This window comes from Microbacterium oxydans, from assembly GCF_000956525.1.
Lineage (GTDB): Bacteria > Actinomycetota > Actinomycetes > Actinomycetales > Microbacteriaceae > Microbacterium > Microbacterium oxydans_A.
In genome coordinates, this window is record NZ_JYIW01000023.1 from 74,981 (window position 1) to 100,966 (window position 25,986).

The 25,986-nt window shown below is 65.3% G+C and carries 28 protein-coding genes; 19 read left to right on the top strand and 9 right to left on the bottom strand.

The genetic code is table 11. The annotated features are described in order from the left end of the window. Positions 1 to 265 precede the first annotated feature (265 nt). From RS83_RS07720 to RS83_RS07735, 4 genes are all read left to right on the top strand, one after another. Entirely contained in the window at positions 266 to 1,429 is a 1,164-nt protein-coding gene (locus RS83_RS07720) for a low temperature requirement protein A (RefSeq protein ID WP_045279064.1), read from the top strand. Positions 1,430 to 1,507: 78 nt separating this feature from the next. After that, the gene (locus RS83_RS07725) at positions 1,508 to 2,461 is read left to right on the top strand and encodes an intradiol ring-cleavage dioxygenase (protein ID WP_045278950.1); all 954 of its coding nucleotides are present in this window, start codon (positions 1,508 to 1,510) and stop codon (positions 2,459 to 2,461) included. 202 nt (positions 2,462 to 2,663) lie between these two features. Continuing rightward, on the top strand, positions 2,664 to 2,948 hold the full coding sequence (locus tag RS83_RS07730) for a hypothetical protein (protein WP_156153150.1): 285 nt from the start codon (positions 2,664 to 2,666) through the stop codon (positions 2,946 to 2,948). A gap of 223 nt (positions 2,949 to 3,171) precedes the next feature. Continuing rightward, a complete protein-coding gene (locus RS83_RS07735; RefSeq protein ID WP_230114959.1) occupies positions 3,172 to 4,203 on the top strand; it encodes a fatty acid desaturase family protein in 1,032 nt (343 codons plus the stop codon). A gap of 66 nt (positions 4,204 to 4,269) precedes the next feature. On the opposite strand, the gene RS83_RS07740 is transcribed toward RS83_RS07735, so the two are convergent. Together RS83_RS07740 and RS83_RS07745 are read right to left on the bottom strand one after the other, a co-directional pair. Beyond that, positions 4,270 to 5,643, bottom strand: coding sequence for a DivIVA domain-containing protein (locus tag RS83_RS07740; RefSeq protein ID WP_052678966.1), 1,374 nt, complete (start codon positions 5,641 to 5,643; stop codon positions 4,270 to 4,272). A gap of 226 nt (positions 5,644 to 5,869) precedes the next feature. Beyond that, positions 5,870 to 6,175 carry a hypothetical protein gene (locus RS83_RS07745; RefSeq protein WP_045278953.1) on the bottom strand — a complete coding sequence of 102 codons (306 nt, stop codon included), beginning with the start codon at positions 6,173 to 6,175 and terminating at the stop codon, positions 5,870 to 5,872. A gap of 148 nt (positions 6,176 to 6,323) precedes the next feature. On the opposite strand from RS83_RS07745, the gene RS83_RS07750 reads away from it, so the two are divergent. Together RS83_RS07750 and RS83_RS07755 are read left to right on the top strand one after the other, a co-directional pair. Continuing rightward, positions 6,324 to 6,614 carry a hypothetical protein gene (locus tag RS83_RS07750; protein WP_045278954.1) on the top strand — a complete coding sequence of 97 codons (291 nt, stop codon included), beginning with the start codon at positions 6,324 to 6,326 and terminating at the stop codon, positions 6,612 to 6,614. 89 nt (positions 6,615 to 6,703) lie between these two features. Further along, positions 6,704 to 8,029 (top strand): VCBS repeat domain-containing M23 family metallopeptidase, encoded by a 1,326-nt coding sequence (locus tag RS83_RS07755; protein ID WP_045278955.1) that lies wholly within the window; start codon positions 6,704 to 6,706, stop codon positions 8,027 to 8,029. Positions 8,030 to 8,075: 46 nt separating this feature from the next. On the opposite strand, the gene RS83_RS07760 is transcribed toward RS83_RS07755, so the two are convergent. Continuing rightward, a complete protein-coding gene (locus tag RS83_RS07760; protein WP_045278956.1) occupies positions 8,076 to 8,264 on the bottom strand; it encodes a hypothetical protein in 189 nt (62 codons plus the stop codon). 216 nt (positions 8,265 to 8,480) lie between these two features. Here RS83_RS07760 and RS83_RS07765 point away from each other — a divergent pair, with 216 nt between their 5' ends. Then, positions 8,481 to 9,563 carry an alkene reductase gene (locus RS83_RS07765; protein WP_269429881.1) on the top strand — a complete coding sequence of 361 codons (1,083 nt, stop codon included), beginning with the start codon at positions 8,481 to 8,483 and terminating at the stop codon, positions 9,561 to 9,563. On the opposite strand, the gene RS83_RS07770 is transcribed toward RS83_RS07765, so the two are convergent. Beyond that, positions 9,549 to 10,463, bottom strand: a complete 915-nt coding sequence (locus RS83_RS07770) for a LysR family transcriptional regulator (protein WP_045278957.1) — start codon at positions 10,461 to 10,463, stop codon at positions 9,549 to 9,551. The genes RS83_RS07765 and RS83_RS07770 overlap by 15 nt on opposite strands. 103 nt (positions 10,464 to 10,566) lie before the next feature. Between RS83_RS07770 and RS83_RS07775 the strand changes: the two genes are divergently transcribed. Next, positions 10,567 to 11,883: an MFS transporter gene (locus tag RS83_RS07775; protein ID WP_045278958.1), complete on the top strand. Its 1,317-nt coding sequence runs from the start codon at positions 10,567 to 10,569 to the stop codon at positions 11,881 to 11,883. A gap of 28 nt (positions 11,884 to 11,911) precedes the next feature. Further along, positions 11,912 to 13,549, top strand: a complete 1,638-nt coding sequence (locus RS83_RS07780; protein ID WP_045278959.1) for an amidohydrolase — start codon at positions 11,912 to 11,914, stop codon at positions 13,547 to 13,549. A gap of 6 nt (positions 13,550 to 13,555) precedes the next feature. On the opposite strand, the gene RS83_RS07785 is transcribed toward RS83_RS07780, so the two are convergent. The 5 genes from RS83_RS07785 to RS83_RS18745 form a co-directional block, all read right to left on the bottom strand. Continuing rightward, positions 13,556 to 13,858, bottom strand: coding sequence for a hypothetical protein (locus RS83_RS07785; protein WP_156153151.1), 303 nt, complete (start codon positions 13,856 to 13,858; stop codon positions 13,556 to 13,558). Next, the gene (locus RS83_RS07790) at positions 13,855 to 14,556 is read right to left on the bottom strand and encodes a hypothetical protein (protein WP_045278960.1); all 702 of its coding nucleotides are present in this window, start codon (positions 14,554 to 14,556) and stop codon (positions 13,855 to 13,857) included. Before RS83_RS07790 ends, RS83_RS07785 begins: the two co-directional genes overlap by 4 nt. Positions 14,557 to 14,865: 309 nt before the next feature. After that, a complete protein-coding gene (locus RS83_RS07795; protein WP_052678971.1) occupies positions 14,866 to 15,519 on the bottom strand; it encodes a hypothetical protein in 654 nt (217 codons plus the stop codon). Positions 15,520 to 15,796: 277 nt separating this feature from the next. Next, positions 15,797 to 16,732, bottom strand: a complete 936-nt coding sequence (locus tag RS83_RS07800) for a sce7725 family protein (RefSeq protein ID WP_045278961.1) — start codon at positions 16,730 to 16,732, stop codon at positions 15,797 to 15,799. 51 nt (positions 16,733 to 16,783) lie between these two features. After that, a complete protein-coding gene (locus tag RS83_RS18745; protein ID WP_156153152.1) occupies positions 16,784 to 17,656 on the bottom strand; it encodes a sce7726 family protein in 873 nt (290 codons plus the stop codon). Between the two features lie 225 nt (positions 17,657 to 17,881). Here RS83_RS18745 and RS83_RS19240 point away from each other — a divergent pair, with 225 nt between their 5' ends. From RS83_RS19240 to RS83_RS07850, 10 genes are all read left to right on the top strand, one after another. Continuing rightward, on the top strand, positions 17,882 to 18,100 hold the full coding sequence (locus tag RS83_RS19240) for a pentapeptide repeat-containing protein (RefSeq protein ID WP_082071573.1): 219 nt from the start codon (positions 17,882 to 17,884) through the stop codon (positions 18,098 to 18,100). Between the two features lie 92 nt (positions 18,101 to 18,192). Continuing rightward, positions 18,193 to 18,591, top strand: a complete 399-nt coding sequence (locus RS83_RS07805; protein ID WP_045278962.1) for a hypothetical protein — start codon at positions 18,193 to 18,195, stop codon at positions 18,589 to 18,591. 74 nt (positions 18,592 to 18,665) lie between these two features. Then, entirely contained in the window at positions 18,666 to 19,997 is a 1,332-nt protein-coding gene (locus RS83_RS18255) for an FtsK/SpoIIIE domain-containing protein (protein ID WP_197072084.1), read from the top strand. A gap of 397 nt (positions 19,998 to 20,394) precedes the next feature. After that, on the top strand, positions 20,395 to 21,756 hold the full coding sequence (locus tag RS83_RS18530) for a replication initiator (protein WP_045278963.1): 1,362 nt from the start codon (positions 20,395 to 20,397) through the stop codon (positions 21,754 to 21,756). Then, on the top strand, positions 21,749 to 21,982 hold the full coding sequence (locus RS83_RS18950) for a hypothetical protein (RefSeq protein WP_045278964.1): 234 nt from the start codon (positions 21,749 to 21,751) through the stop codon (positions 21,980 to 21,982). The genes RS83_RS18530 and RS83_RS18950 overlap by 8 nt, the downstream gene beginning before the upstream one ends. Then, a complete protein-coding gene (locus RS83_RS18535; protein WP_197072085.1) occupies positions 21,972 to 23,090 on the top strand; it encodes a tyrosine-type recombinase/integrase in 1,119 nt (372 codons plus the stop codon). The genes RS83_RS18950 and RS83_RS18535 overlap by 11 nt, the downstream gene beginning before the upstream one ends. Beyond that, positions 23,087 to 23,734 carry a hypothetical protein gene (locus RS83_RS07835; RefSeq protein WP_045278967.1) on the top strand — a complete coding sequence of 216 codons (648 nt, stop codon included), beginning with the start codon at positions 23,087 to 23,089 and terminating at the stop codon, positions 23,732 to 23,734. Before RS83_RS18535 ends, RS83_RS07835 begins: the two co-directional genes overlap by 4 nt. After that, positions 23,731 to 24,102, top strand: a complete 372-nt coding sequence (locus tag RS83_RS18265) for a hypothetical protein (protein ID WP_052678978.1) — start codon at positions 23,731 to 23,733, stop codon at positions 24,100 to 24,102. Before RS83_RS07835 ends, RS83_RS18265 begins: the two co-directional genes overlap by 4 nt. 471 nt (positions 24,103 to 24,573) lie before the next feature. Continuing rightward, the gene (locus tag RS83_RS07845; RefSeq protein WP_045278968.1) at positions 24,574 to 25,143 is read left to right on the top strand and encodes a TlpA family protein disulfide reductase; all 570 of its coding nucleotides are present in this window, start codon (positions 24,574 to 24,576) and stop codon (positions 25,141 to 25,143) included. Between the two features lie 53 nt (positions 25,144 to 25,196). Next, on the top strand, positions 25,197 to 25,901 hold the full coding sequence (locus tag RS83_RS07850; protein ID WP_082071585.1) for a cytochrome c biogenesis CcdA family protein: 705 nt from the start codon (positions 25,197 to 25,199) through the stop codon (positions 25,899 to 25,901). The last annotated feature ends 85 nt before the right edge of the window (positions 25,902 to 25,986 follow it).

A 25,986-nucleotide genomic window follows, 5' to 3' on the forward strand; every position in this document is an offset into this window, starting at 1 on the left:
GCGTTCGTCTGCATTCCCGACCCCTCGGGTTTCCGCTGCACCCTCCGTGATCCCACACCACGGATTTGCGATCGCCGTCCCACACGGCTTGCTGACAGCGGACACTGCAGACATCCGACAGCATAGCGGAAGTGGCCCGTGGAGGGAAGATAACTTCGGCGAATGGAGCAACGGGTTCTGCACCGGGGGTCCGAGGCCGCGAGGCGAGGGTTATCCTGACCCCGTGAACGACCTCCCAGCGCCCTCGCGCTTCCAGCTCAACCGCATGCTGCCGCGGGATCCGGCGCAGCCGCACCGGACCGCCAGCACGCTCGAGCTCTTCTTCGACCTCGTGTTCGTGGTCGCGGTGAGCATCGTCTCCGCGCAGCTGCATCATGCGCTGAGCCATGGCGACTTCGCGCATGGGGTCACCTCGTACCTGATGGTGTTCTTCGCCATCTGGTGGGCATGGATGAACTTCACGTGGTTCGCCACCTCGTTCGACACCGACGACTGGCTCTACCGCATCACGACGATCGTGCAGATGGGCGGGGTGCTGGTGCTGGCGGCCGGCGTGCCGAACGCCTTCGAGCACGGCGACTTCACGGTGCCGGTCCTCGGGTACGTGGTGATGCGGGTGGCGATGATCGCGCAGTGGCTGCGCGCATCGCGCTCGGCTGGCGCGCTGCGCGCAGCGACGCGACGTTATGCCATCGGCATCGCCGGTGTGCAGGTGCTGTGGATCCTCTTCCTGCTCATCCCCTCCGGACCGATGCAGATCGCCGCCTTCGCAATCTTCGCGCTCATCGAGATCAGCGTCCCGGTGTTCGCCGAGTACCGGCAGCAGACGCCGTGGCATCCACACCACATCACCGAGCGCTATGGCCTGTTCACGCTGATCGTGCTGGGCGAGAGCCTGCTCGCCTCTGCCAACGCGATCATCGACGCCCTCAGCGAGGTCGAGTCGCTCGGACCACTGATCGCTATCGCCGTGCTCACCCTCGTGGTGACCGCGTCGCTGTGGTGGATCTACTTCTGGCCGCCGCACCACCGAGCGATCACGAGCTTCACCCGGTCGCTCCGCTACGGCTACACCCACTACTTCGTCTTCGCCGCAGCGGCGGCGTTCTCGGCCGGCATCGAGGTCGAGATCGACGTCCTCACCGGCGAGAGCCACCTGTCGAACATCGCCGCATCGTTCACCGTCACGATCCCGATCGCGGTCTTCCTGCTCGGCGTCTGGTGGATCGCGATCCGAGAGAACGCCGACCGCGTGGTGAACGCCGTCGTGCCGGTCGGGGCGCTGCTGGTGCTGCTGGACCCCGTCCTGCCGATCCCCGTGACGCTGACCGCGGTGATCCTGGTGATCATCGTGGTGGTGCTCGTGCTGCGCCCTCCCGTGGTGCGCGACGACCGGACCGGGCCGCGCGCCGAGGTTCAGGCTTCATAGGTCGCGCACAGGCGTCGCATACGCTCCTGCTCGGTGGGCCGTGGAGAGTCGGGGGACACCCGACGAGAGGAGTCCCTCATGAAGATCCCGCAGCCGACACAGACCCCGGACGGCCCCGCCTACGAGGGGCGTCTCCTCGATCGAGCCGATGAGGAGGTCGTCGATCAGGGCGTCGCGTTCGACATCCGCACCGTCATGAGCCGACGAGGCGTGCTCGGTCTCGCGGGTCTCGGCCTCGGCGCCGCCGTCCTCGCCGCATGCGCCCCAGCGGCGTCCGGCGGCGCCGGATCGAAGGCCACGCCGTCGGCATCCGCGACGCCCTCAGCGACAGGGAGCGTGAGCGCGAGCGGCGAGATCCCCGACGAGACAGCAGGTCCCTACCCCGGGGACGGCTCGAACGGGCCGGATGTGCTGAGCGACTCCGGCATCGTGCGCTCCGACATCCGATCGTCGATCGACGGCGGCGCCACGGCAGACGGCGTTCCCCTGGCATTCGAGCTGCAGATCATCGACATGGCGAACGGCGGCATCCCCTTCGCCGGTGCCGCCGTCTACGCCTGGCACTGCACGGCGCAGGGGGAGTACTCGATGTACTCCCAGGGGCTGGAGGACGTCACGTACCTGCGCGGAGTGCAGGTCGCGGATGCCGAGGGGCGGGTCTCCTTCACCTCGATCTTCCCCGGCTGCTACTCCGGACGCTGGCCGCATATCCACTTCGAGGTGTTCCCCGATGTGGCGTCGATCACCGATGCGAGCAACGCGATCTCGACGTCGCAGCTGGCGCTCCCAGAGGCGGTCTGCGCGACCGTCTACGCCGAGTCGGCCTACGACGGCTCCACGCGCAACCTGAGCGGTGTCACGCTCGCCGGCGACAACGTGTTCGGAGACGACTCGGCTGAGCTCCAGCTCGCCACGGTCACCGGAGACGTCGCGAGCGGCTACACCGCCACGCTGGTCGTCGGCGTCGACACCACCACGGTGCCGACCGCCGGTGCTGCTCCGGGCGGAGGCGGCGAGCCGCCAGCGAGCTGAGTGACGGCGGCCCCAGGGCCCGCCGTCGGAGGCGTCTGTTAGACTGATGATGCAGCGTGAGTGTTTTGCCCCTCTCGGCCTTCACGTCGCCACTGATCAGGGCCATCACGGACCACGCACATCGATGCGCGCGGCATCCGCCTTCGATCTCACATCTTGCGGAGCGCAGACGCGTGCCCGCCACACAGCAATGAGCACCACCATGAATATCACCACCTTTCCCCCTTCCGATCTCCTGACCTGGAAACAGGCGGACACCGACGTGCACGTCGCCACCCGTGGCGGCGAGTTCGCCGGCTTCGTCGAGTTCGACGGTGACACGCACGTCGTCCGCGACGAACGTGGCACCGACCTCGGTTCCTTCCGCTCGCTCGACGACGCCCAGGGTGCGCTCGAGACAGCCCAACGTGCCCGCGCTCCGCGTCCTCGGGCGTCCGCGACACGCCGCAGCCTTCCTCGTCGTCACAGGCGTCCGGCCCGAGTCTGAGGGTGTGTCAGAGGGGCGGCATGAATAGTGATACGTATTCCGTTCAGCGCATGTGGCCAGGGTTACTCTGAATCAAGCGTTGGGCGGCCGCCTCGGGCTTACAGCAGGCTCAAGGGCTCCGATCGACGGGAGAAGCATCATCTCTACGACACAGTTCGACACCACCAGCGCGACGCTCGGCCGAGTGCGCCAGACATATTCAGGCAACGCAGACTTCCCTCCGATGGCACAGGCGTACAAGCAGGTGTCGCAGGTGGTCAAGGAGACCGGCCTCCTCCGCAGGGCGACGTGGTTCTACATCGCCGTCGCCGCCGGCATCGCCGTCGCTCTCGGCGGCCTCATCACCGGATTCATCCTGCTCGGCGACAGCTGGTTCCAGCTGCTCATCGCCGCAGGCCTCGGCATCGTCCTGACGCAGATCGCGTTCCTCGGACACGAGGCGGCGCACCGTCAGATCCTCACCACGGGACCCGCGAACTTCAAGCTCGCCCGCATCGTGATCGCCAGCATCGGCATGAGCTACTCGTGGTGGGACTCGAAGCACACCAAGCACCACGGCAACCCGAACCAGGTCGGCAAGGACCCCGACATCGAGGTCGACACGATCTCGTTCCTCGAAGAGGACGCCGCGAAGGCCAAGGGCCTGATCAAGCTGATCACCCGCAAGCAGGGGTGGCTCTTCTTCCCGCTGCTCACGCTCGAGGGACTGAACCTGCACTTCCTCGGCCTGAAGTACCTCCTGACGACGAAGAAGGTCAAGGGACGCTGGATCGAGCTCAGCATCATCGCGCTGCGGTTCGCCCTGATCCTCGTGCCGGTGTTCATGATGCTCCCGCTCGGGATGGCGTTCGCCTTCATGGGCGTGCAGTTCGCCGTCTTCGGTGTGTACATGGGAGCCGCGTTCGCGCCGAACCACAAGGGCATGCCGATCGTCGACCCGAACGCTCGCCTCGACTTCTTCACCAAGCAGGTCCGCACCTCCCGCAACATCAGCGGTGGATGGTGGACGACCTGGCTCATGGGCGGCCTGAACTACCAGGTGGAGCACCACCTGTTCCCGAACATGCCGCGGCCGCACCTGGCCAAGGCGCGTGAGATCGTCCGCGACTACTGCGCGGCGAACAACGTGCCGTACACCGAGACGAGCCTCGGCCGGTCCTACCTGATCGTGATCGAGTACCTCAACCGCGTCGGACTCTCCGCCGGTGCCGACCCCTTCGACTGCCCGGCAGTCGCACAGTTCGGCCGCGCGTAGTCCGCAGCTGCAACGAGATCGCCCCGGCCCTCCGTGAGGAGGACCGGGGCGATTCGCGTATCAGGCTCAGCGCTTGGACGACTTGCCGGTCTCGACCACGTCGATCGTGATCTTCTCCAGGGGGCTGTCATCGTCGACGAGTTCATCGTCGAGCACCTCGTCGCCGAGGAACTCCTCGACGGGAGCTGCGTCGTCTGCCTGCGCTGCCGCGTCGGCTGCTGCCGCCGACCCGGTCGGCGTCTCGTGGGTGTAGACGCCGTCGGGGCGGATGAGCTCGCGCACCTCCGACATGAAGCTCGTGAGCTGCTGCTGCTGCCAGCGCAGCTGACGCGTACGGTCCTCGGCATCGCGCACCACGGCCGCGGTGTGGTTGGTGACCGAGTCGACGATCTTCTGGGCCTTCACGCGTGCGCGCTCGAGGGTCTCCCTGGAACGCACCTGCGCCTCGGCCTCGATCGCCTGGGACTGGCTGCGCATCAGGCGCTCGTAGTCCTCGGCCTTCGCCGAGATCCGCTGTGCATGCTCGAGCGACGCCGCGACCTGCTCGTTCGCGTCTGAGGTGATGCGCTCGGCGTGGGCGACTGCCTGGTTGTGCAGCACCAGGAACTCCTGCTGCGCGTCGTCCTGACGGCGAGTGAGTGTCTCCTCGAACTCCAGCACCCTGGTGTTCATGTCGCGCACGTCGCGCTCGGCGTCGGCGCGCAGCTGCGTCGTCTCGCGGGTGACGAGCGAGCGCAGCGCTGCTGCACCCTTCTCGGCCTCGGTGCGGATGGCGGATGCCTCCTGCGCGGCCTGGTTCACCTTCTCGGCCGCGTGGCTCGCCTCGCGCTCGAGGTGGGCCTCATGCGCGGTGTACTCGGTGTCCATCTTGAGGCGCACCTGGTCGGCGTCGCGCTGCGCCTGTGAGGTGATGCGCTCCGCGTCGGCGTTCGCCTCGGCGCGCTGCGCCTCGACCTCTTCACGGGCAGCGGCCATCAGCCGATCCGCCTGCACCGCCGCGTTCTGGATGAGCACGTTCGCCTGCTCCTCGGCGACCCGGAGGATCGCCTCGAACTGCTGGCGCGACGGCGTCTCCTTGCCATCGGGCGTCGGTGCGTCGACGAGCTCGGACGTGAGCGTCGCGATCTGCTGCTCGGCGTCGGCGATCTGCGCCTTGGCGGCGATCAGCTCGCTCTCCAACGCCTCGCGCGAGCTGCGCTCCTCGTCGCGGATGCTCTCGACCGAGGTCGTGTGCTGCTCGTCGGCATCGGTGAGCTGATCGGTGGCCTGCTGGAGTCGCGTGCGGAGCGCGGCGAGCGCGGCGTCGACCTCGGCCTTGTCGTAGCCGCGGAATCCCACGGTGAACGTGGACGACTCCTGCGGCGTGGTCTCGATCAGCTGGTCGAAGAAATCGGGCGAACGCTGATCGTCGCGATCGGACGTTCCGGAGGTTTCGCTCATGCTTCATGCCTTTCTGGCGTGGCCACGTCGCGAAGCAGCGGCTCCCTCGCGTTGCGGGCGAGGAGCACGTGGACCGAGGAGATGTCGTGAAGGGTGGCGCATCATGGCCGCGGCCTGCGGCAGGCCTGGGCACGCGTGATGCGGTCTCAGCCTAGTTGCCGAGCCTGAGAGATGCGCCCCTGATTCTGCGGGCTCCGATCGGTGGAATGATCCGCCGACGCGGCGGTCAGACGGGGCTGATCAGGTGGTCGAGCACCAGCTCGCCGGAGGCGTTGAGCGCGCGCATCATCTCGGCGATGAGCTTCGCATCGATGGGGGGCGGCTCGGCGACGTCGTATCCGAACTGGAGGGGGATCGCGGGATGGATCCAGACGGTGGCCCGGCGGTCAGGTCCGTCGCCGACCGGGAGCCACGTCATCATGAAGCTCTCCTGGCGGCGCAGCTTCGTCGAGATCACGATCTTGAGGTGCGCGAGCGTCCCATCCTCGATGAGGATCGGATCTGAAGTGCCGTCGTAGCGGAGCCTGCCCATGGTCAAAAATCTACACCCGAGCCGTGTCCGCGCTGATGCGTCTGCCCTTTTTCGGAGCGCCGCGCAATCCCCTCCCTGAGTGGGGGCCCCAGGGCTATCGTCGCCGGAACGAGCAGAGATCGACATCCGGGAGTGGCGGAGGAGAACGATGAGCGACCTGGAGGAAACCCCGACGACGGTACGAACGCACGTTTCGGTGGACGACGTCGGCTTCCTTCTTGCGCACGGGCAGTCCGTCGACGACGTCAAAGCTCACGTGGAGCAGGCGTTGCGTGCGGGCGGAGCGTTCGTGGATTTCATCGCTGCCGGCGACCGCACCGTCAGCGTGCTGATCACTCCTTCGAGCCGAGTGGTCGTCTCCGTCACGGCCGTGCGTCCGGATCCTGGTGCCGCAGAGGATGATGTCGCTCTGTACGGCGGCGAGTTCGACCTGCTCTGAGCAGTATCGAGTCGGCTGGACGCGCTGATACGGTGACAGCGGACGGACGAGTGTCCCTGGGGCCCACCGAGTGAGAGAGAACTCGATACATGAAGCGAACGTCACGGTCGCGGCGTGTGCGCTTCGGCGTCGTCGCCGCCGTGCTGGCGGTCCTCGTCGGTGCGCTCGCGCCAGCGGTGACATCGGGCGCTCCGGCCGTTGCGGCGACCGACGGACAGATGATCTATCCCGCCTCCGGCAACATCCAGTCGAAGGTGAACGACGGATGCCGAAGCAACTTCCGCGCGCACGAGGGCATCGACATCACGGGTCCCGGCGGCACGCCGATCCTGGCCGCCTATGACGGCGTGATCAAGACGCGCACCGCGAACAGCGGTTACGGCAACTACACCGACATCGAGCACCCCGGCGGGTACGTCACCCGGTATGCGCACATGGCGTCTGCCGGCACCTACGCGCCAGGTACGCGCGTCACGCGAGGGCAGCAGATCGGCGTGATCGGGATGACCGGAGCGACCTCCGCGAATCATCTGCACTTCGAGGTCCGTCGAAATGGAGCGGTGTACACCGCCATCAACAACGGCTTCACGTGCCTCGCCAACGTCGCGCGCGGGAACTTCATCCCGATGTCGTTCCCGGGGCTCGGAATTCCGCGGAAGCCTGCCGTCGTGTCCGCCGATTACGATGGCGACGGAAACGCAGATCTCCTCGCTGTCGCAGGTGACAGCGATCTGCTGCACTACGGCGGAGGCGGCAACGGCGGTTTCTACCCGCCGACCGTCGTGACCTCCGCGTGGGGGCTCTACAAGCACCTCACGCACGCGGATCTCAACGATGACGGCATCGGCGACATGCTCGCCGTACGCAGTGACGGTGCACTCGAGTTCTACGGCGGCAGCGCCACCGGAGGGTTCGGCACCCACGAGCTCATCGCGTCGGGATGGTACGACATGCTGCATGTGACGTCGGGGGCGGACTACACCGGAGACGGCAAGCAGGACGTGCTCGCCGTCTCACCCGATGGCACGCTCACCGTGTTCCGCGGCAATGGCGCTGGCGGGCTCACCGGTCCGAACACGACGCGCGGTGGCGGATGGCAGAACGTGCGCTTCATCGTCGGCGGCGACTTCAACAACGACGGCGTCGGTGACCTCATGGCGCTCGACAACAGCGGAGTGCTGTACTTCTACCCGGGCCAGAGCGGGGCGTTCGGCGCGCGGCAGACCGTCGCGGGGAATTGGTCCGGGATCACGGCGCTCACCGGCGGTGTCGATTACAACAGCGACGGCCTGCCCGACCTGATCGGCCGCACCGCTTCAGGAGACCTGTACCGGTATCTGGGCAACGGCAACGGCACGCTGCGCTCTGGTGTTGCCATCGGTGCAGGATGGGGAGCATTCATCCAGATCGAGTGAGCGATCCCATGTGCGCCGTCGATGGATCCGGCACGCATGTCGATCGTCATTCGAGCGCATCGATGCCCGAGTGGTCGTCGTCACCGGCCTCGATGCGGGTTGCGCGGGCTTCGAGCAGGTCCGCGAGCAGGCGGTTGAGTTCGGGTTCGACGCCGGACGCCGCAGTGCGGCGGAAGCCCTCGGCGGCGTCGCGGAGGGCATGGGCCTTGACCTCGCGCAGCTCATCATCGTTCATGCTGTACCCGTCCCCAGGTCTCGCCTCCTCCATCACCCACATTCGCCGAATGCCGAGGTCCCCACCCCTGATTCGTCCGGTTATCCGCAATCGAACGGTACATCCTGCGCAATTCTTTGCCTAGGGGTTGATGAGCGGTGTCCAGATATGAAACGCAGCGACGGCCGCTCCGGCAGCCAGGGAATACACCGTGACCCCGCGGGCTTAGGTCCCACTGTGAGTCTTTACGAATCGGCCGTCTTCGGCGCCCTGCAGCTGTCCAACCGTGTGGTCATGGCGCCACTGACCCGAACCAGGGCCGACGATGACGGCGTCCCGACCGACGTGATGGTGGAGTACTACCGGCAGCGTGCTGGTCAGGGGCTCATCATCAGTGAGGGCACGTGGCCGGCGGCCGAGGGCAAGTCGTACCCGGGGCAGCCCGGAATCGTCACGCCGGCGCAGATCGAGGGATGGCGCAGCGTCACCGAGGCCGTGCACGCGAGCGGCGGCACGATCGTGATGCAGCTCATGCACGGCGGCCGCGTCTCGCACCCCGCGATCTCGGGCGAGCCGCGCGTGGTCGCACCGAGCGCGCTCGCCGCGCCCGGCCAGACGCGGACCCCTGCAGGCAAGGCCGATCTGCCGGTGGCGCATGCCCTGACCGCCGAAGAGATCCCCCTCGTGGTGGAGCAGTTCGCCCAGGCCGCGCGCAACGCGATCGAGGCCGGCTTCGACGGCGTGGAGGTGCACGGCGCGAACGGCTACCTCGTGCACGAGTTCCTGTCCCCGGTGTCGAACATCCGCGAGGACCAGTACGGCGGATCTCCCGAGAACCGCGCCCGCTTCGCGATCGAGGTGACGGGTGCCGTCGCTGCCGCGGTCGGCGCGGAGCGCACCGGCATCCGTCTCTCGCCGCAGCACAACATCCAGGGTGTCCTGGAGGAGGATGACGCGGATGTCCGCGACACCTACACCGCCGTCGCCGAGAGGCTCGCGCCACTCGGGCTCGCGTTCGTCGACGTGCTGAACGCATCGCCGACAGGCGAACTCGTGCAGCACATCCGCGCCACGCTGGGCGCACCGCTGATCGTCAACTCCGGCTTCGCCACCCCGACGAGCCGCGAAGAGGCCGAGGCGCTCGTCGCCGACGGGTGGGCGGATGCCGTCGCCGCCGGCCGTCCGGTGATCGCGAACCCCGACCTCGTCGAGCGGTGGCAGTCGGGCGCAGAGCTCAACGAACCCCGTCCCGAGCTGTTCTACGGGTCCACGGCCGAGGGGTACACGGACTACCCGTCGCTCGAGTCAGTGCGCGCCTGAGTTCGGTCTCTGCCACGCCGCATCGTCGGCGTAGAGTCCGGCCACGTGCGTCGAGGCGAATCGGGTGAGCTGTCCGACCACCCCACGGATGTCGTCGCGGGCGTAGTGCGTGCGCTCCCAGCCCGCGTAGAGCGCGCACTGCATCGGTTCGCCTCGGTGGTGCAATGGCCGAGACACCAGGCCGAACCGTGGCGGCTCGACGACCACGCACGGCCCGTGCCCCGCAGCGGCCCGTGCCTGGATGATCGGCGCATCCGCTCCGAAGCTCGCCATCTCCATCGACCATGCCTCGCTCTCGGCGGCCTGCTGGATCTGAGCCCAGGCCGCCGAGCCCGTTCCCGAGGTGAGGAAGGGGCCGGCGAGGAGATCGGCGAGTTCGACGCGGTCAGTCGACGCGAGCGGGTGCGAGGCGGGCAGCTGGCACAGCAGCGGCAAGGTGAGGATGCGCACACTGCTCAGCCTCGAGTCCGGGGGACTGGTCGTGACGGCGAGGTCCGCGCCGGTGCGCAACCGGTCATAGGTCGCGGCCGGGGTCGCGACGACGACATCCGAGATCGGTCCGCCACCGGCGATGAACGGCGCGAGCACGAGGACGCTCGTCATCTCGGGCGCGGCGGCCACGAACGACCGCTCCTCCTGCACGATGCCGGTCATCACCTCGCGCGCCCGTCTGCCGCGGCGGACGAGATCCCTGGCCATCGGCTCGAGGCGCTCGCCGGCGTACGTCGTCACCATGCCGTGCGGCATCCGGCGGAACAGCGGTGCGCCCACCTGGCGCTCGAGCGACGCGATCTGACGGGACACCGATGGCTGCGTCCTGATCAGCCGTTCCGCGGCCAGACTCACCGAGCCGCTGTCGATGACCGCGACGAAGGCTTCCAGCTCTCGCTCCCCGTACATACGCAAAGCGTATACCTCTACCCGCTTTTCTCATTGGACGAGTATGGGGTGGCCCCGTCAGGATGGGCTGATCCCGAGTCACCTGACAGAGAGGGCCTCCCCGATGGCCGCTTTGCACACTGAGATCACCCCTGCCCGGCAGCGTCGCTCGATGATCGGTGCGTTCGTCGGCACTGCGATCGAGTGGTACGACTTCTACATCTTCGGCACGGCCGCAGCGCTCGTGTTCGGTCGCGTCTTCTACCCCGACGTGGCACCAGGTGCCGCGCTCCTCGCGTCGTTCGCGACCTTCTGGGTCGGCTTCCTGATGCGTCCGGTCGGCGGACTCGTGTTCGGACACTTCGGCGACAAGCTCGGACGCAAGAACGTCCTCGTGATCACGCTGATGATGATGGGCATCGCCACGACCCTCATCGGTCTCCTGCCCACCTACGCCCAGATCGGCATCCTCGCGCCGGTGCTTCTCGTGGTCCTTCGCGGACTGCAGGGCTTCGCGGTCGGCGGCGAGTGGGGCGGCGCTGTGCTGCTGTCGACCGAGAACGCCACGGAGAAGAAGAAGGGGCTCGCTGGCGCCTGGGTGCAGCAGGGCTCGCCTGCGGGTTCCATCCTCGCCACACTCATGTTCCTGCTCGTCGGTCTGCTGCCGGACGAGCAGTTCATCACCTGGGGCTGGCGCATCCCGTTCCTGATGTCGGCCGTCCTGGTGATCATCGGCCTCGTGATCCGCGTGAAGGTCGAGGAGTCACCGGACTTCGTCGCCGCGAAGGCGTCGAAGGAGGTCGTGAGCGCTCCGGTGCTCGTCGCATTGCGCACTGCGCCGGTCCTGATCGGTCTCGGCGTCCTCGCCTCGGTGATGGGCATCTCGAACGCCTACTTCTCGAACACCTTCCTGCTCGCCTGGACGACCGGTCCGCTCGGCATCGACCGTCAGCTGATGCTCAACATCCTGCTCGGCATGGCGGTGCTGCAGTTCATCTGGCAGCCGATCGCCGCGAAGATCGCCGAGCGCCTCGGCATCGCCAGGGTCATGCTCGGCGGCCTTGTACTCAGCGTGCTGCTCACGGTGCCGTACTTCCTCGCCATCCAGGCGGCTTCGCCCCTGTGGATCACGGTCACGCTGTACGCCACGATCCTCGGCAGCACGGCGTACTACGCGCTGCTCGCGACGCTGCTCGCCTCGGCGTTCCCCGCCCGCATCCGCTACTCGGGTGTCTCGCTCGCGTACCAGCTGTGCGCGACCGTGTTCGGCGGATCGACGCCGCTCGTCGCGCAGTGGATCCTGAACTCGACCGGGGGCAGCGTGTGGGGAGTCGCGGTGTTCTACGCGGCGATGATCCTGCTCACGATCGCCGGCGTCTGGGCGCTACAGCGTCGGATGACGCGGGATCTGGCCGCAGCTCGGACCGAGGCCGCGGTCTGACCGCCGGATCGAACGCAGGAGAAGGAACATGCGCGTCGACACGATCTTCACCAACGCCCGCATCCGCACGCTCGACGCCGCACGGCCGAGCGCGCACACGATCGGGACGCTCAACGGCCGGATCGTCGGCCTCGATGACGACCTGCACGGCGTCGATGCCGATCGCATCGTCGACCTCGGCGGTCAGCCGGTGCTGCCAGGGTTCCACGATGCCCACCACCACCTGTCGCTCACGGGCTTCCGACTTGCGTCGCTGAACCTCAGGCCGGGGGCGGTGAACTCGCTCGCCGAGTTGTACGAAGCCGTGCGGAAGCATGCGGAAGGGCTGGCGCCGGACGCCTGGGTGCGGGGCTCCGGCTACGACCAGAACTTCCTCGAGGCGCATCCGACGGCCGAAGGCCTCGACCGGGTCGCCGGTGGCCGTCCGGTGATCCTCGAGCATGTCTCCGGGCACATGATGGTCGCGAACACCCCGGCGTTCGAGCTGGCGGGATACGCCGGACGCGAGGACTTCCCGGAGATCGCCGGCGGTGGCATCCCGCGCGAGGCGGACGGACGGCCGCAGGGGCTGCTGCAGGAGTCGGCGATGGCTCCGATCTTCGCGCTCGTCCGGCCGGTCGACCTCGGCGAGGTGCAGCGCAACCTGCAGCTCGCGAGCGACCAGGCGCTCCGATACGGCCTCACGTCGGTGACCGAGCCGGGGATCGGCGAGATCCGGATGGTCGGCAACAGCCCGCTCGATTATCACGCGTACCAGACCGCCGTCGAGCAGCGGCAGCTGCGGGTGCGGACCACACTGATGCCGTACATCACCGTCCTGCACCCGTTCGCCGATCTTCCGGACAAGGATGTGCTCGGGCTGGACCTCGGTATCCGCACCGGTCTCGGCGATGACATGCTGCGGGTCGGTCCCGTCAAGATCGTCGCCGACGGCTCGTTCATCGGGCGGTCAGCGGCCATGCACGCCTGCTTCCACGGTGAGGCCGACAACTTCGGCGTGCTGCTGCATCAGCCGGAGCAGCTGCACGACTACATCGTCGGCGCACATCGAGCCGGATGGACCGTGGCCACGCACGCCATCGGCGACCGGGCGATCACGCACGTGCTCGACGCGGTCGAGGAGGCGCAGCGCATCGCTCCGCGTCCTGGTGTGCGGCATCGCATCGAGCACTTCGCGCTCGCGAGTGACGCCGACATCGCGCGGGCCGCGAGGCTCGGAGTCATCCCGGTGCCGCAGGGCGTGTTCGTCTCGGACTTCGGCGACGGCATGGCTGCCGCCGTCGCCGCCGACCGCCGCGACGACATCTACCGGGTGAAGTCGTTGGCGGATGCCGGCATCGTGCTCAACGGATCGACGGACTCGCCCATCTCCGACGCCAACCCGCTCGTGTCGCTCCGCGACATGGTGCTCCGGCGCACGAGCGGCGGCCACGTGCTGGGGGAGCGTGAACGAGTGAGCGTCGACGAGGCCATTCGTGCGTACACGTACGGCTCGGCGTACGCGGTGAGCCAGGAGCACGCCACAGGCACGCTGCGGGTGGGCATGCTCGCCGACTTCATCGCGCTCAGCGACGACCTGTACGCGATCGATCCGGAGCGGATCGCGGAGCAGCAGGTGACAGCGACGGTGGTCGGGGGAGAGCTGGTGTTCGGCGAGGAGGCCTGAGTCTGCTCAGGCAGTCTGGCCGAGCCGGAATCGTCCTCGCATGAACGGCAGCGTGGGTGCGCGGTACACGATCGTGGGCGGGTGGCCCGGTTCGAGCGTGAACTCCGCCTGACCGAAGCGCCACATCCGGTTGAAGAGGAACACGCCGATCGTCGTCGCCTCGGTGGACGATACCTGCCACGTTCCGAGCCCCCACTGCGCCGGCTGACCGCGCCCTGCGATCACGACCGTCGGACGGATGCCGGCGTACAGCGCGAACCACGGCTTGTGCAGCGTCAGCTCGATGCGACGGGATGCTTCTTCGGTCACCGGGGTCCTTCCGTGGGCGTGGACTGCCAGCGTATTGGAGGGAGGGGCGCCGGGCCGCACTGCTCCCTGACCCGCCCGCTTCGGCTCGCCCGTTCCGCGAATGTGTCAAGCGCGGAGATGCTGGCGCATACTGCTACCCGTCGAGTTCTGCGGTCGTCAGGGTCGGGGGCAGCGAGTCGCCGCTCTCGACGTCCACACGCGCGTAGCTGACGTCGCTCCCACGAGCTTCGCTGGCGCTTTCCGTCCGGTACAACCCCAGCGGAGCCGCCGGTGACGTAGAACTGCGAGGCTGCGTCCCCCGGCAGCTGCGTCGAGGTCACGAAGAGCAGGTACCGTCCCCCGACTTCCAGGAGCGGTGCCGGCACCGTCTCCTCCGCGCTCGAACCGAGTTGACGGATGACGATCTGTTGCTCCGGGGTGACGGCTGCATCCGCGTTCGCCGCGAGTCCCGTCGGCTGGAGCGGCGCGATGACCGTCACGGTCGACAGCGTGTACGGCATGTCCTCCTGCACGATCTCCTGCCTGTCCACGACGACGTCGACGACGGCCTCGCTGTCAGCGGCGAGACCGGCCACATCGGAGTACAGCGTGTGTCGTGAATCTTCGATCGACGTCGTCGTCGGGGTGCACGCTGTCATCACGAGAGAAGCGGAGAACAGCGCTGCCAGTGCGACTGTGCCGCGTTGCATGGTTCGCATGTCCAGCTCTCCTTCAGTCGCAGACGTTCATGCCGTTGCTGGCTTCACAGATCGGACGGCATCCATCAGGGCAAAGCAAAACCCCCACCATGTTAGAAGCTAGGTGGGGGTTTCTGAGGTGACTGTAATGATCACCCTGTGGCTCCGACGGGCGTCGATCCCGTGACCTCACGATTTTCAGTTGTGTACGGCGGGGTAGTGGGTACTCGTTGGTCGCCGTTTGCCGCGGGATTCCGCGGAAATCGTGATGGTTGGTTGCGGCTGGTTGAGGGTGGTTTCAACGGAGCTACCGGCACAGAACCGGCACCGTCAAGGTTTCCGTCTGATGACCTCGGGAAGTGAACTGGTTGTCCGCGCCCACTGCGCGGCGTCAGAGGATACCCAACCGAGCAATTCGAGCGCACGTGCGAAGTCCCGTGCCAGATCGCGACTATGGATCGGTTCGTGGTGGGCCGCTCTGTTCCGCACAAAGTGAAGTTGCTGGAGGCTCGACTTAACCTCTCGTTGGCGCTGCCGCAGATCCTGAGCCCCATGCGGGAATGCACTGTGAGTCGCCGGGATCCAGAGTGAGGTGAGGTAGCGAGACTCTACGAGGTACCGCCAGAATCCCAAGGTGAGTTCGGCGATCACTCTGCCGTGCACTTCGGCGCGGCGACCCTTCTGGGTTGCACGGCTTCGGGCCTTAACGACGTCAGCGCGTCCCTGTGGGTCCAGCGGCACTCTGTCGAACCAAACGCTCCCGGGGTGCTTGGTTTTCACCCATTGCTGGAGCTCTCTATCAAGCGCATTCCGGACCACGACTTCGACGATCCCAGTGAGTTCCATGACGCTGGCCGCCGCGGCCATGTTCCACTCGTACAGCCCGATCGCGTCGTTGACACTGTTAGACACCCTGAGATAGGAGTCGAGCCTCTCGGCAGTCAGCAGCGGTAGCAGTCTCGAGCGATCAAGTGGCTCCGGCATGCGATCCCTCTAGGTTGACATCGGAAGGAGAATCCGTATGCTTGTATGCGAAGACCCCGGAACGATCCCTGACTCACGTCACATCGCCGGGGTTTCGTCTTTGCACCCGCGGACTAGACTCCCGGCCCTTGGGCGCTTCGCGTGACGGAGTCACCGGGAGTCTAGTCCGCGGGTGCCGGAACCGGGTCAGGCGCGCCGACCATCAGCGAATTCGTGGTGCATGAATGAATGCCCGCCCTCGAAGAGCGATTGCACCCCAGTTGACTCCCGCGTGGATCTATAGGCCGAGATGCTTCGCGACAGTGTGTATGTGGTGCGAAACCTGCTGACGCTTGTTTCCGGAGAGATTCGTGTAGTTCCCCGAAGCGCGCTGCGTTTCGTAGCTACTAAGTCCTGGAGAGAGCTCAAAGCGAGAAGGCGTCACCGCTCGCTGCCGCTGGATGTCCCCCAGAACTTCCTTGAATTTGGTTGCTTGCGGATCAGTCTGCTCATCAGTAGTCGAAATAAAGTGCTGAATCCAGAGATCGGAACCGAGCGCATATGTTAGATGAATCGCGATGGCTCCAACCGGTCCGCCTCCGTCTTTGTAGGTCCCGGGGAGCATGGTGAAGTCGGAGAAGCCGCGGCGACCCGCTGCACTCCATGACGTGTGATTGTTTCCGAGCCACTCCTCACCGGAGTAGTCCTTGTTCCGGGCTTCGCTGCGGAAGTTGTCACTCACGTCGACTGTTCGGGCGGGCCCCAGCGCGGCGAGATAGTTCGCAGAGCTCGCAGTCGCGAGGAAAAAGACGGTGTAGTCCGAACCGGAAAGAGCCTTCGCAAGATCCCCGGGGGCGAGCTTGCTCGTTGCCAGCACGATGCCGATCTTGCGCCCTGGGTATGCGGCGACGAAACTCGCAATGTCCTTGAGGGTCGTGGCTGCCGTCTCCTTGAACGTCGGGTAGACCACCGCCGAATCGGCCAGCATTGCGGCGAAGTCGCTCTGCCAAGCCGTTGCGACCGCCGACTTTGAGAGCTTGCCCTGGTGCGGGTTCACAATGACGTACGCGGCCTTAGCCTTTGACTTCAGGTCGGTCAGGGTGGATATCAGTTTTGCAGCTGGCTCGACCGGCTCGATGAGTGGAAAGATGCGCTGAGGGGAGCCGAAATTGGAAGAGACGTCAGAAACCGCGTTCAGTTCGGCCTGACGACTGTACAAGTACGGGAAGTACATAAGGGCTCCATTGCTCGACTGGCCTCATGATGACCTAGCCGGGCCTCCGCGTCAAATCGCGGAGAGCACTGCCTCCACAGGCAGTGACAGTCGTTGCTCAAGGCGTGCAGTGCCGATCGCCGAAAGCTCACTTCCATATGCCAGCGCCCGAAGACTTGGCGGGAAAGCACTGCTGGTAACCAGCCTTCGAGCGCTGAGACCGCGCCCCTTGAGTTCTGCGACGGTCGCAGCATGTGCTTGTTCACGAGGGAGTGTGGTGAAGATCTCGTACATCTCTGCACGCGCAAGGCCAGAGGCGATTCCTGACCTATATCCCGTCAACCTAAAGATAAGCGACTTTGCTTCACCCGTTCGTAGGAGACGGAAGAGGTCAGCGTGGAGCAGATTCGGTAGGTTCGATACGGCCGGGCGAACAACAGATAGGGAGCCGCGTCGACGGAGCGCTAGAACCCCGACAGTTCCTGGGATGATGCGTTCTGCTGACTCCGCCCGTCGTTCGGAAACAACTACGTACACATATTCGGCGTGACGGCTGTAGTCCGCGAGTTGCACCGGCAACCGAGCGAAGGAATCCAGATCGGTCTTCACCTCGTAAACAGTCGATGTTCCGTTGAGGATCAGCACATCGGCGACCGATGAACCCATCGGCTGCTCGAGCAGGGCTGAGGCTGTGGATGGCGAGTGCTTACCGATGATGATTTTTGAAACTATCTCGTTCTTAAACGCATACTCACTCGGATAGGTGGAGAGAAGGCGAGCGTGCGCTGCCTCAAAAGCATCAGCGAGCACAGTCGAAGCTGGCTCATCGGGCCCAAGCAGCCGAGCCACCCGCCCAGCCGCGCTGCCGATTTCTGCCCCCGCCAGCGCTTTGAACACTGCAGGGGAGAATGCTGCAGCCAGAGCGCGCAGATCGGAGGTGGGCACGGGGAGAGTCTAAGGCAGTCGATGGCAAGCGCGGCTGAGGAGCGCCCGGACCGCAGCGGAGCGAGGACCGGACGCACCGCAAGCCGTGCTCGCCATCCGGCCGAAGGCCGGCCTTGAATGAGTAAAGAAAGTTCTCACACCTTAGGTCGAGGTCGAACGCTGCAGCCGATGCGCCTGATGTCGTTCGCTGACTTGGCGCGGCGCTGATGCGGGCTCGGCGACCGGATGCTAGATCGAGCTCGTCTGGAGCACGCTCGTCTGGAGCACGCTCGTCTGGAGCACGCTCGTCTGGAGCACGCTCGTCTGGAGCACGCTCGTCTGGAGCGCACCGACTACCGAGATGATCTCGAGCCGATGTGCGGCGGATTTTTGCACTCTGAACTGGAACGTTCTTTGCTTGTTGGTCGAGACCTTGGAGCGCGTGTTCGTCTCCTTTGGTGCTGAGCGCCGAAAACCGCGGCAGGTATGTCGGGGTGCCTTCGCAGTCTTGAGCTGTACCCGCAACTGCGGGAACACAACTCAAATAGGAGGACTCCATGGCAATCCAGACATCCATCCCGGTTAACTTCGAGGCGTACTTCCCGCGCGGGGCTTTCATGGTCGGCGAAGTCGAGCCCGTCGTGAAGTGGTCGGATGACGGACAGCGTCAGGGGCAGGATCTCGACAAGAACACCGGCCACCCTCTGTGGCAGGTTCGCGTAATCGACGCCGATCCCGACGCTCGCAAGGGGCAGAACGAGGTCACCGTCAAGCTCGCGAGCATCGCGGAGCCAACTGCGCCGCCGGAGGCCAACGGCCTCCCGTTCCGCCCGGTTTTCTTTGAGGGGCTGTCTGTCACTCCCTACGTCAAGGAGACCGGTGGCCGCCCTCGTGTGGCGTACTCACTCCGCGCAGCAGAAATGAAGCCCGCTCCGAAGTCTCGCGGCGGCGAGTGATGGCCTATCCGCGCTCCGTGCTTCGCCAGTACTGGGCAGGGGAGAGGGCCCGGCTGTGGCGCATTGGTCGGTGGATGCTCGGAATCGCATTGATTCTGACGCCGTTCGCCTTCTTCCTCCAAACCTCGCGAAACGTGATCGCGCTCCTGATTGTCGCCATGATCGTCATCGTCGTCGGACGGCGGTTGCTGGCTGGTCGCGACATGCATGCAGTCCTGTTGCGTCGGTGGCAGAGAGAGATGTCCTTGCACGTGCAGGCAGCGTGGCCGGCTCTCGCGCACACGCTGCGCTTGCAGATCCGAACCCTCGACGGGCGGACGATCTTTGCCGGTCTCGGGACTCCTCGTTGGGAAGGAATGACACTGGTTGCCTCTGTCTCTCTTCCGCAGGGGCTCGTGCGTGAGGAACTTGTGTCCGCCAGCGACCGGATTGCGCAGGCCTTCTCCGCGCTCCGAGCCTCCGTGCACGGACAGCAGATCAGCGCTCTCCAGTTGCACCTCGAGTTCGTCGACGCCCTCGGGCAAACGTTCACAGCGCCTTTGGGCGGCAGCTGGGACGGCGGGTCAGTCGCGATGGGGATCGCCGATGGTGGGCATGAGTGGCGGCTGCGGGTGGGACCGCACACTCTCGTGGCCGGTTCGTCGGGCAGCGGCAAAGCATCGCTCGTCTGGGGGCTTCTCATGGGCCTGGTCCGACCGATCCACGAGGGCACGGTTCAGGTATGGGGGATCGATCGAAAGGGCGGCATGGAGCTCGCCATGGGCCGCGCGCTGCTCACGCGATTCGCTGACGATGCGCCCCTCGCTGTTGCCCTGCTCGAGGATGCGGTTGCGACCATGCAAACCCGAGCGCGAGAGCTGGCGGGCCACACCCGTCAGCACGTTGCGAGCGTTGATAGTCCGCTGGTCATCATCCTGATCGACGAACTCGCGGCGCTCACCGCGTACGAGACGGACCGCGATCTTCTGCGTCGAGCCAACGCCGCCTTGGCAACTCTCGCGTCTCAGGGCCGGGCAGTTGGCTTCGTCGTCTTCGCATGCTTGCAGGATCCCCGAAAGGAGACGCTGCCAGCGCGCGGGTTGTTCACACAAACGATCGGGCTTCGCCTTCGCGACCGCACAGAGACAGCCATGGTCTTGGGCGATGGGGCGGTCGAGGGTGGTGCACGGTGCCACGAGATCTCGCCAGCTACACCGGGTGTCGCCTACATCGTGCCCGAGGACGGGACGCCACCAGTGCGTGTTCGTGCTGCTCACGTCCCTGACGAGCAGATTCGCGATGCGGCGCTGTCGTATTTCGCGCTTACTCAGATCCCGATCGTCATCCCAGAAGCTCCGCGCGAGCCTAAGCGCGCACCCAGGACGAGGCAGTCGCGTCGTTCTTCAGACACCCAGGAGGAATCATGAATCTTCAGCACTCGGCCATCGCACTCCTCGGCCTAGTTGCCGTCATTACTGCGGCAGGATGCACGTCAGGTACGGGTCCGGGAACGGCGGAGAGCTCCGTGAAGACGGAACTGAGCGCTTGGTCTGCGCCCTGCAACCTCGGGGTTGAGCGCGAAGGGAGCGGTCCTGGTTGGACGGCGGTCTACGACCTGCCCACTCTGGCAGAGCAGACTGACCTCGATCTCTACGGGGGAACCCTTGCCAACGACGCTTGCTCTGATGCCCAGATCCTTCGGTGGCAGGACGTACGGCGACAGTCTGGCCAGAGCGACGCTATCTGTCGCGTGATTTGGAGTCATGACTCCGACGGTTTGATTCGCGACCTCGGGTGTGCAGTTCCCGTAGTGGTGGTTGAGCGATGAACCTCGGAGTCTCCGTTGCTCGGCGTCTCCGGAGTCCGGAGTTCGATCAGTGGCTCCAGGGTGCTTCTCGCACCGGCTACTGCTCGAACCCGGTGAGGCTGTCGGGCGAGTCCACAACGCTGGCGGGGGAGAGTGGCGAGGTTCTCGTTCAGTTTTCCTCGGCCACGCAACCTGACGGGCTCACCTATGTGCGGTGTGGAAATCGGCGTGCTCGTCGATGTGCCTCCTGCAGCCACGAGTACAAGGGCGATACCTGGCACATGATCATGGCCGGTGCGGCTGGTGGGATGAAGGGTGTGCCGGAGACTATCTCGGCGCACCCAATGGTGTTCCTCACTCTTACGGCGCCTTCGTTCGGGGCTGTGCACACGCTCGGACGGACTCGGAGAAGTGGTGTTTGTGAGCATGGCAAGGTTCGAGCTTGCGAGTGCAATCACGCGGCCGATGACCCCATGCTGGGGGAGCCCGTCTGCGCAGACTGCTATGACTATTCGGGTCAGATCGCGTGGCAGTTTCATGCGCCCGAACTCTGGCGGCGCTTCACAATCATGCTGCGTCGTCGGCTTGCGCGCGAGCTGGGGATGACGAACCGCGCGGCTTCCGAGATCGTGCGCTTGCAATTCGCGAAGGTCGCGGAGTTCCAGCGACGTGGTGCGGTTCACTTCCATGCGATCGTGCGGCTGGATGGCGTGGATGACATCGACCCTTTCCCGACACCGCCGCTCGACGCGACGGAGTCCGTGCTTGTGAGGGCAATTCGCAGCGCAGCTTGTGACGTCGTGCTCCCAGCGCCCCGGCTGCCCGGTGAGGTGGACGAGCGTGAGCTCCGTTGGGGCACGCAGATGGACGTGCAGGCAATCGTGCAGCGCGAAGGCCTCGATGGGAGCTTGTCTGACCGTGCGGTTGCTGCCTACATCGCGAAGTACGCGACGAAAGCAACTGAAGACATCGGAGGTGCAGGACGGCGTGTGCACCTTGATCGACTCAAAGCGGTGGCATCCGAAATCGCCGAAGGTGCGGAGTCGGACAGTGCATATCTGCTCCTCGGAAAGTGGGCGCACATGCTCGGGTTTCGTGGGCACTTCTCCACAAAGTCTCGCCGCTACTCCGTGACCCTCGGATCGCTACGTGGTGCACGACGGCGGTGGCGGCTGGAGCGGCTGATCGAGCGCGCCAGCGTTGACGAAAACGTGCGTTCCGAGGACGTGCTCGTCATCGGTGCTTGGAGCTTTGCGGGCATGGGGTGGCTCACTGATGGAGACCGAGCACTCGCGCTCGAGGCGTCCCGTGCGGCGCGTGATTGGCACGACAGCCGACGAGAACGGCCCATTCAACGAGAAGGGAACGATCATGCGTGAAGAGCTGGAACTGGAAGACAGGCAGATCGACACGAACATGCGCACGGACGAGTACTTGACCCGTCGTGAGGTTGCAGCCCGATGCCGAGTACCCCTGTCGACTTTCGACTCGTTGCGTCGTCAAGCACGTGTGCCTTTCCCTGATGCCCGCATGGGCAAGCACATGCTCTGGAAGGCCTCGACGATCGATGTGTTTCTCGCAGGGGGTGGCACCGGTGTCTTCTGACGGTCGGTTGGATCCGAAGACGGGACGCCAGCTGCCGGATGGTATTCGCTATCGCGCTGATCGCAACAAGTACCAAGTGCGTGTGTGGGCTGTCGGTATCGGCGGCGAGCGGCGAGAACGTAGCTTTCTCGTCGGATCTCTCGCGGAAGCGAAACGCCTGCGCGCGGAGGTGCAATCGAGCGTTCGGCCCGACGGAGCCATGACCCTTGACGCCTGGCACGCCCGATATTGGCCGACCATCGACGCCGGTGTGCGACCCGCGACAGCACGTGCCTATGACGTTGCCTGGCGTAAGCGCGTGAAGCCGTGGCTCGGGCATCGAAAGATCGAAACGATCACAGTCGGTGATATCGAGCAAGCGGTCAACGGCTGGGACGGCTCCGCTTCGACGCGAAATGACGCGTTGTCGATGCTTAGCAGGCTGCTGGATGGTGCGGCACGTGCGCATGTCATCGCAGCCAACTCGGCTCGGCTTGTGCGTCGGCCTCGCGACGAGCGTGCTCAAAGTGTGCGATCGCGAGCACTCTCAGTGTCCGAGGTTCGGATCATGCTCGATGCTGTGGAAGCTGGACCGTATCGCGCCTATCTCGCAGCCCTCGTGTACACAGGAATGCGAGCGGGAGAAGCCGGCGCTCTTCGCGTCGAGGATATCGAGGTCCCCGGACGAGTAATCCACGTACGCCGCAACTTCTCGATGGGGCGCTCGGGGACGATGATCGAGCAAAGTCCGAAGAGTCACAAGGAGCGGACCGTACCCCTGCCTCAGGCGCTCCTCCCATACGTCGAAGATGCCATCAACGGCAAGCGCCGAAGCGACCTGGCGTTCTCGGGACCACGAGGCGGAGCGCTCAACCCATCGAACGTGCGTCGAGCCGTGGATTGGGATGCCCTGCGGCGGAAGCTCGATCGCCCGGAGCTACGTATTCACGATCTCCGCCACACCTTGGCAACCCTCCTGTTTGACGCCGGAGCCGCAGCCAACGATGTGCAGGCGATTCTCGGGCACTCGTCACTGCAGATCACCGAACGCTACAGCCGGGCGCGGGCGGACGTGGCGCTTCGAGCGAACGCTGCACTCGATTCACTTACATGGACGGAGGAATCATGAGCATTGTGTGGCAGCGATTCAAGGAAGGGACGATGCTCGCATTGCGCGCAGATCGCCTCCCTCGCACCGTATGGGGATCGAACCTGCGAGCCTTCTTCCCCGCGTCCCGATGGCAGGAGCTGAGCCGCGGCACTGCCGAACGCGCGGGGCAGGAGTGCGAGGTTTGTGGACGCGTCCGGGACGGCCGATCGGGGCTCGATTGCCACGAGATGTGGGAGTTTCTCGACTCGGACGGTGTGCGTGTGCAGCGTCTGGTGGGCGTCATCGCGACGTGCAATTGGTGTCACCTCACGCAGCACTCCGGTCGCGCGGACATGATCGGACGGTACGACGATGTGGTGGCCGTGCTGATGGGTGTGAACCGCTGGACACAGCTGCGGGCCGTGCGGGACATCACAGCATCAGAAATGGAGTTCAGGGAGAGATCTCGATTCGATTGGGCCTTGGACTTGAGCGTGCTTGCTGGATGGCTCGAACTTCCGGACAAGGCGAGTTTGCTGGTCCCGGCGGATTGTCGCGAGCTGTTGGGCAACGCGGACACCAACGTTGTTCCCGAGATCCGCCCCGTGTTCGATGGCGATGTCCCTGCCGGCGTCTGGGAGTGGGACGACCGGCTCCCGCTGAGGCCGAAGGATGAGCGATGAGTGGTTCCACGGATCCATCCGACAACAGCGAGTGGAGACTGCTCCGTGTGCAGGCAGGGGAGAGGCTTCTCTGGCTCTGCGTGGTGAATCCAGAGCTGTGGACGTACGTGTACATCCCCGACTCCGGACGCTTCCATCTCAACAAGGGCGTGTTCGTCGACTACGTGTGGGACGGTGAACTGACCTACGTGCCCATCGACGTCCAGGAAGCGCGAGACCTGATCGCAGCCAGAGTCGGGGCCTTGCCTCCTGCGATAACGAGTGACCAGCGCAGACGCTATCTGAGCGACGAGCAACTCGATACCGAGGTCGCATTTACCCATGTTGAGCGAGCCAGCCGAGAGCGCGACGCTAAGCCGGAGTCATAGCGGCCCACGATATCCTTGGGCTGCGGACCCGCCCAGTGAACACTGGTCAACGGGTTCAGCTTCTTTTTCGTGCGGATGTCGCAGCTATGTCCGAGCCACTCGCTACGGTCACCCTATGGAACTAGCAACCGTGAGAAGCACGAACCAGTCCTATCTGGCCAGAGACTTCGCGGAGCTCGATGACGCGTGTCGTTTCTCACGAAACCTGTCGCATTCTCACGAAACCTGTCGCTGTTCTCATGAAAGGTGGCGGATTCTCGCGGATGTTGTCACACGGTCTTCCGGGATCGACACCTGTGTCAGCAACGCCGAGGTCGCCTACGCATCAACTAGCTCTGGAGAGGCGTCGGAAGCGGCACGCGATTTCGACAGTGCGGTGGCGTGGTTCGGCGGACGCATAGGGGATCTGCGTACAGTGCGAATGTGCCTCGAGACCCACGCTTTCGTACCGTTCGTGGTGCGGCGGGAATCATGCTCGCTGCGGTGTTCGCCATCGGTCTGAGCGGGTGTGCGCCGGATCCGGTCAGCGATTCCTTCCTCAAGGGTGAGAACACCGGGTATGTGGCGGCCGACGGCGCGATCGTCGAGATCCCGATCGCCGAGCGGAGCGAACCGGTCGCCTTCAGCGGCATCACTGAAACTGGTGATGATTTCGACAGTGCGGACAACGCCGGCAAGGTCACGGTGGTGAACTTCTGGTACGCGGGGTGCGCGCCGTGCCGCATCGAGGCGAAGGATCTCGAAAGCGTCTGGCAGGAATACGGCGGCGAGGATGTAGCTTTCATCGGCATCAATACGCGCGACCAGGCCGACACTGCCCAGGCTTTCTCTGACGAGTTCGGCATCACCTACCCGAGCCTGATCGACGTGAACACGGCCGAGGCGAAACTCGCTTTCTCCGAGGCTGTGCCGATCCAGGCGACGCCGACGACTCTCGTGCTCGACAGACAGGGCCGTGTCGCCGCCCGCATCATCGGACCTATCGACGGCACCTCGATCCTTTCGACGCTCGTCAAGGACGCCCTAGCGGAGACACCGTGAACGCCGACACCATCATCGGGTCCGGTGCGCTTTGGCTCGCAGTCCCCGTGGCGATGCTCGCTGGCCTCGTGTCGTTCTTGTCGCCCTGCGTGCTCCCACTGGTCCCCGGCTACCTCGGCTTCCTCGGTGGAGCGGTCGCGCCGCGGACGAAGGGTGACGCGACGAACGCAGTCGCGCCTGAGCGCCGTCAGCTCGTGGTCGGCGTGCTTCTGTTCATCCTCGGCTTCAGTGTCGTCTTTGTTCTCATCACTGCGCTGGGCGGCACGGCTGGCGTGTTCTTCCTGCGCTGGGGTGACCTGGTCACGCGCATCCTCGGCGCCGTCATCATCCTGATGGGGCTTGTCTTCCTCGGGTTGTTCAGTTTCGCCCAGCGGGAGGTCCGCTTCCACGTCGGCTCCCGGGCCGGAGTCGTCGGGGCGCCGCTACTTGGAGTGGCACTCGGTATCGGCTGGGCACCGTGTATGGGTCCGACGCTTGCCGCGATCATCGCGCTTTCGTTCAACGCCGGCGACCCTGTCCGGGCCGGCTTCCTCGGACTCGCGTATTCGCTCGGCCTGGGCATCCCGTTTCTGTTGGTCGCGTTCGGGTTCGGTTGGGCGGCGAAGACGGTCGAGTTCCTCCGCCGTCACATCCGGGTGCTGAATGTCTGCGGCGGTATCCTCCTAATCGTCCTCGGCCTCCTGATGGTGACCGGGCTGTGGACCGACATCATGTCGCGGCTGACGGCGGTGATGGGCAGCGTCATCCTCCCGCTCTGAGATCCCTAGCAGGGATGTCGGGAGTGACGACTGGAGCAGCCCTCTCCACCCAACTGCTCATGTCGACGGCGCCACTTCGTGATCC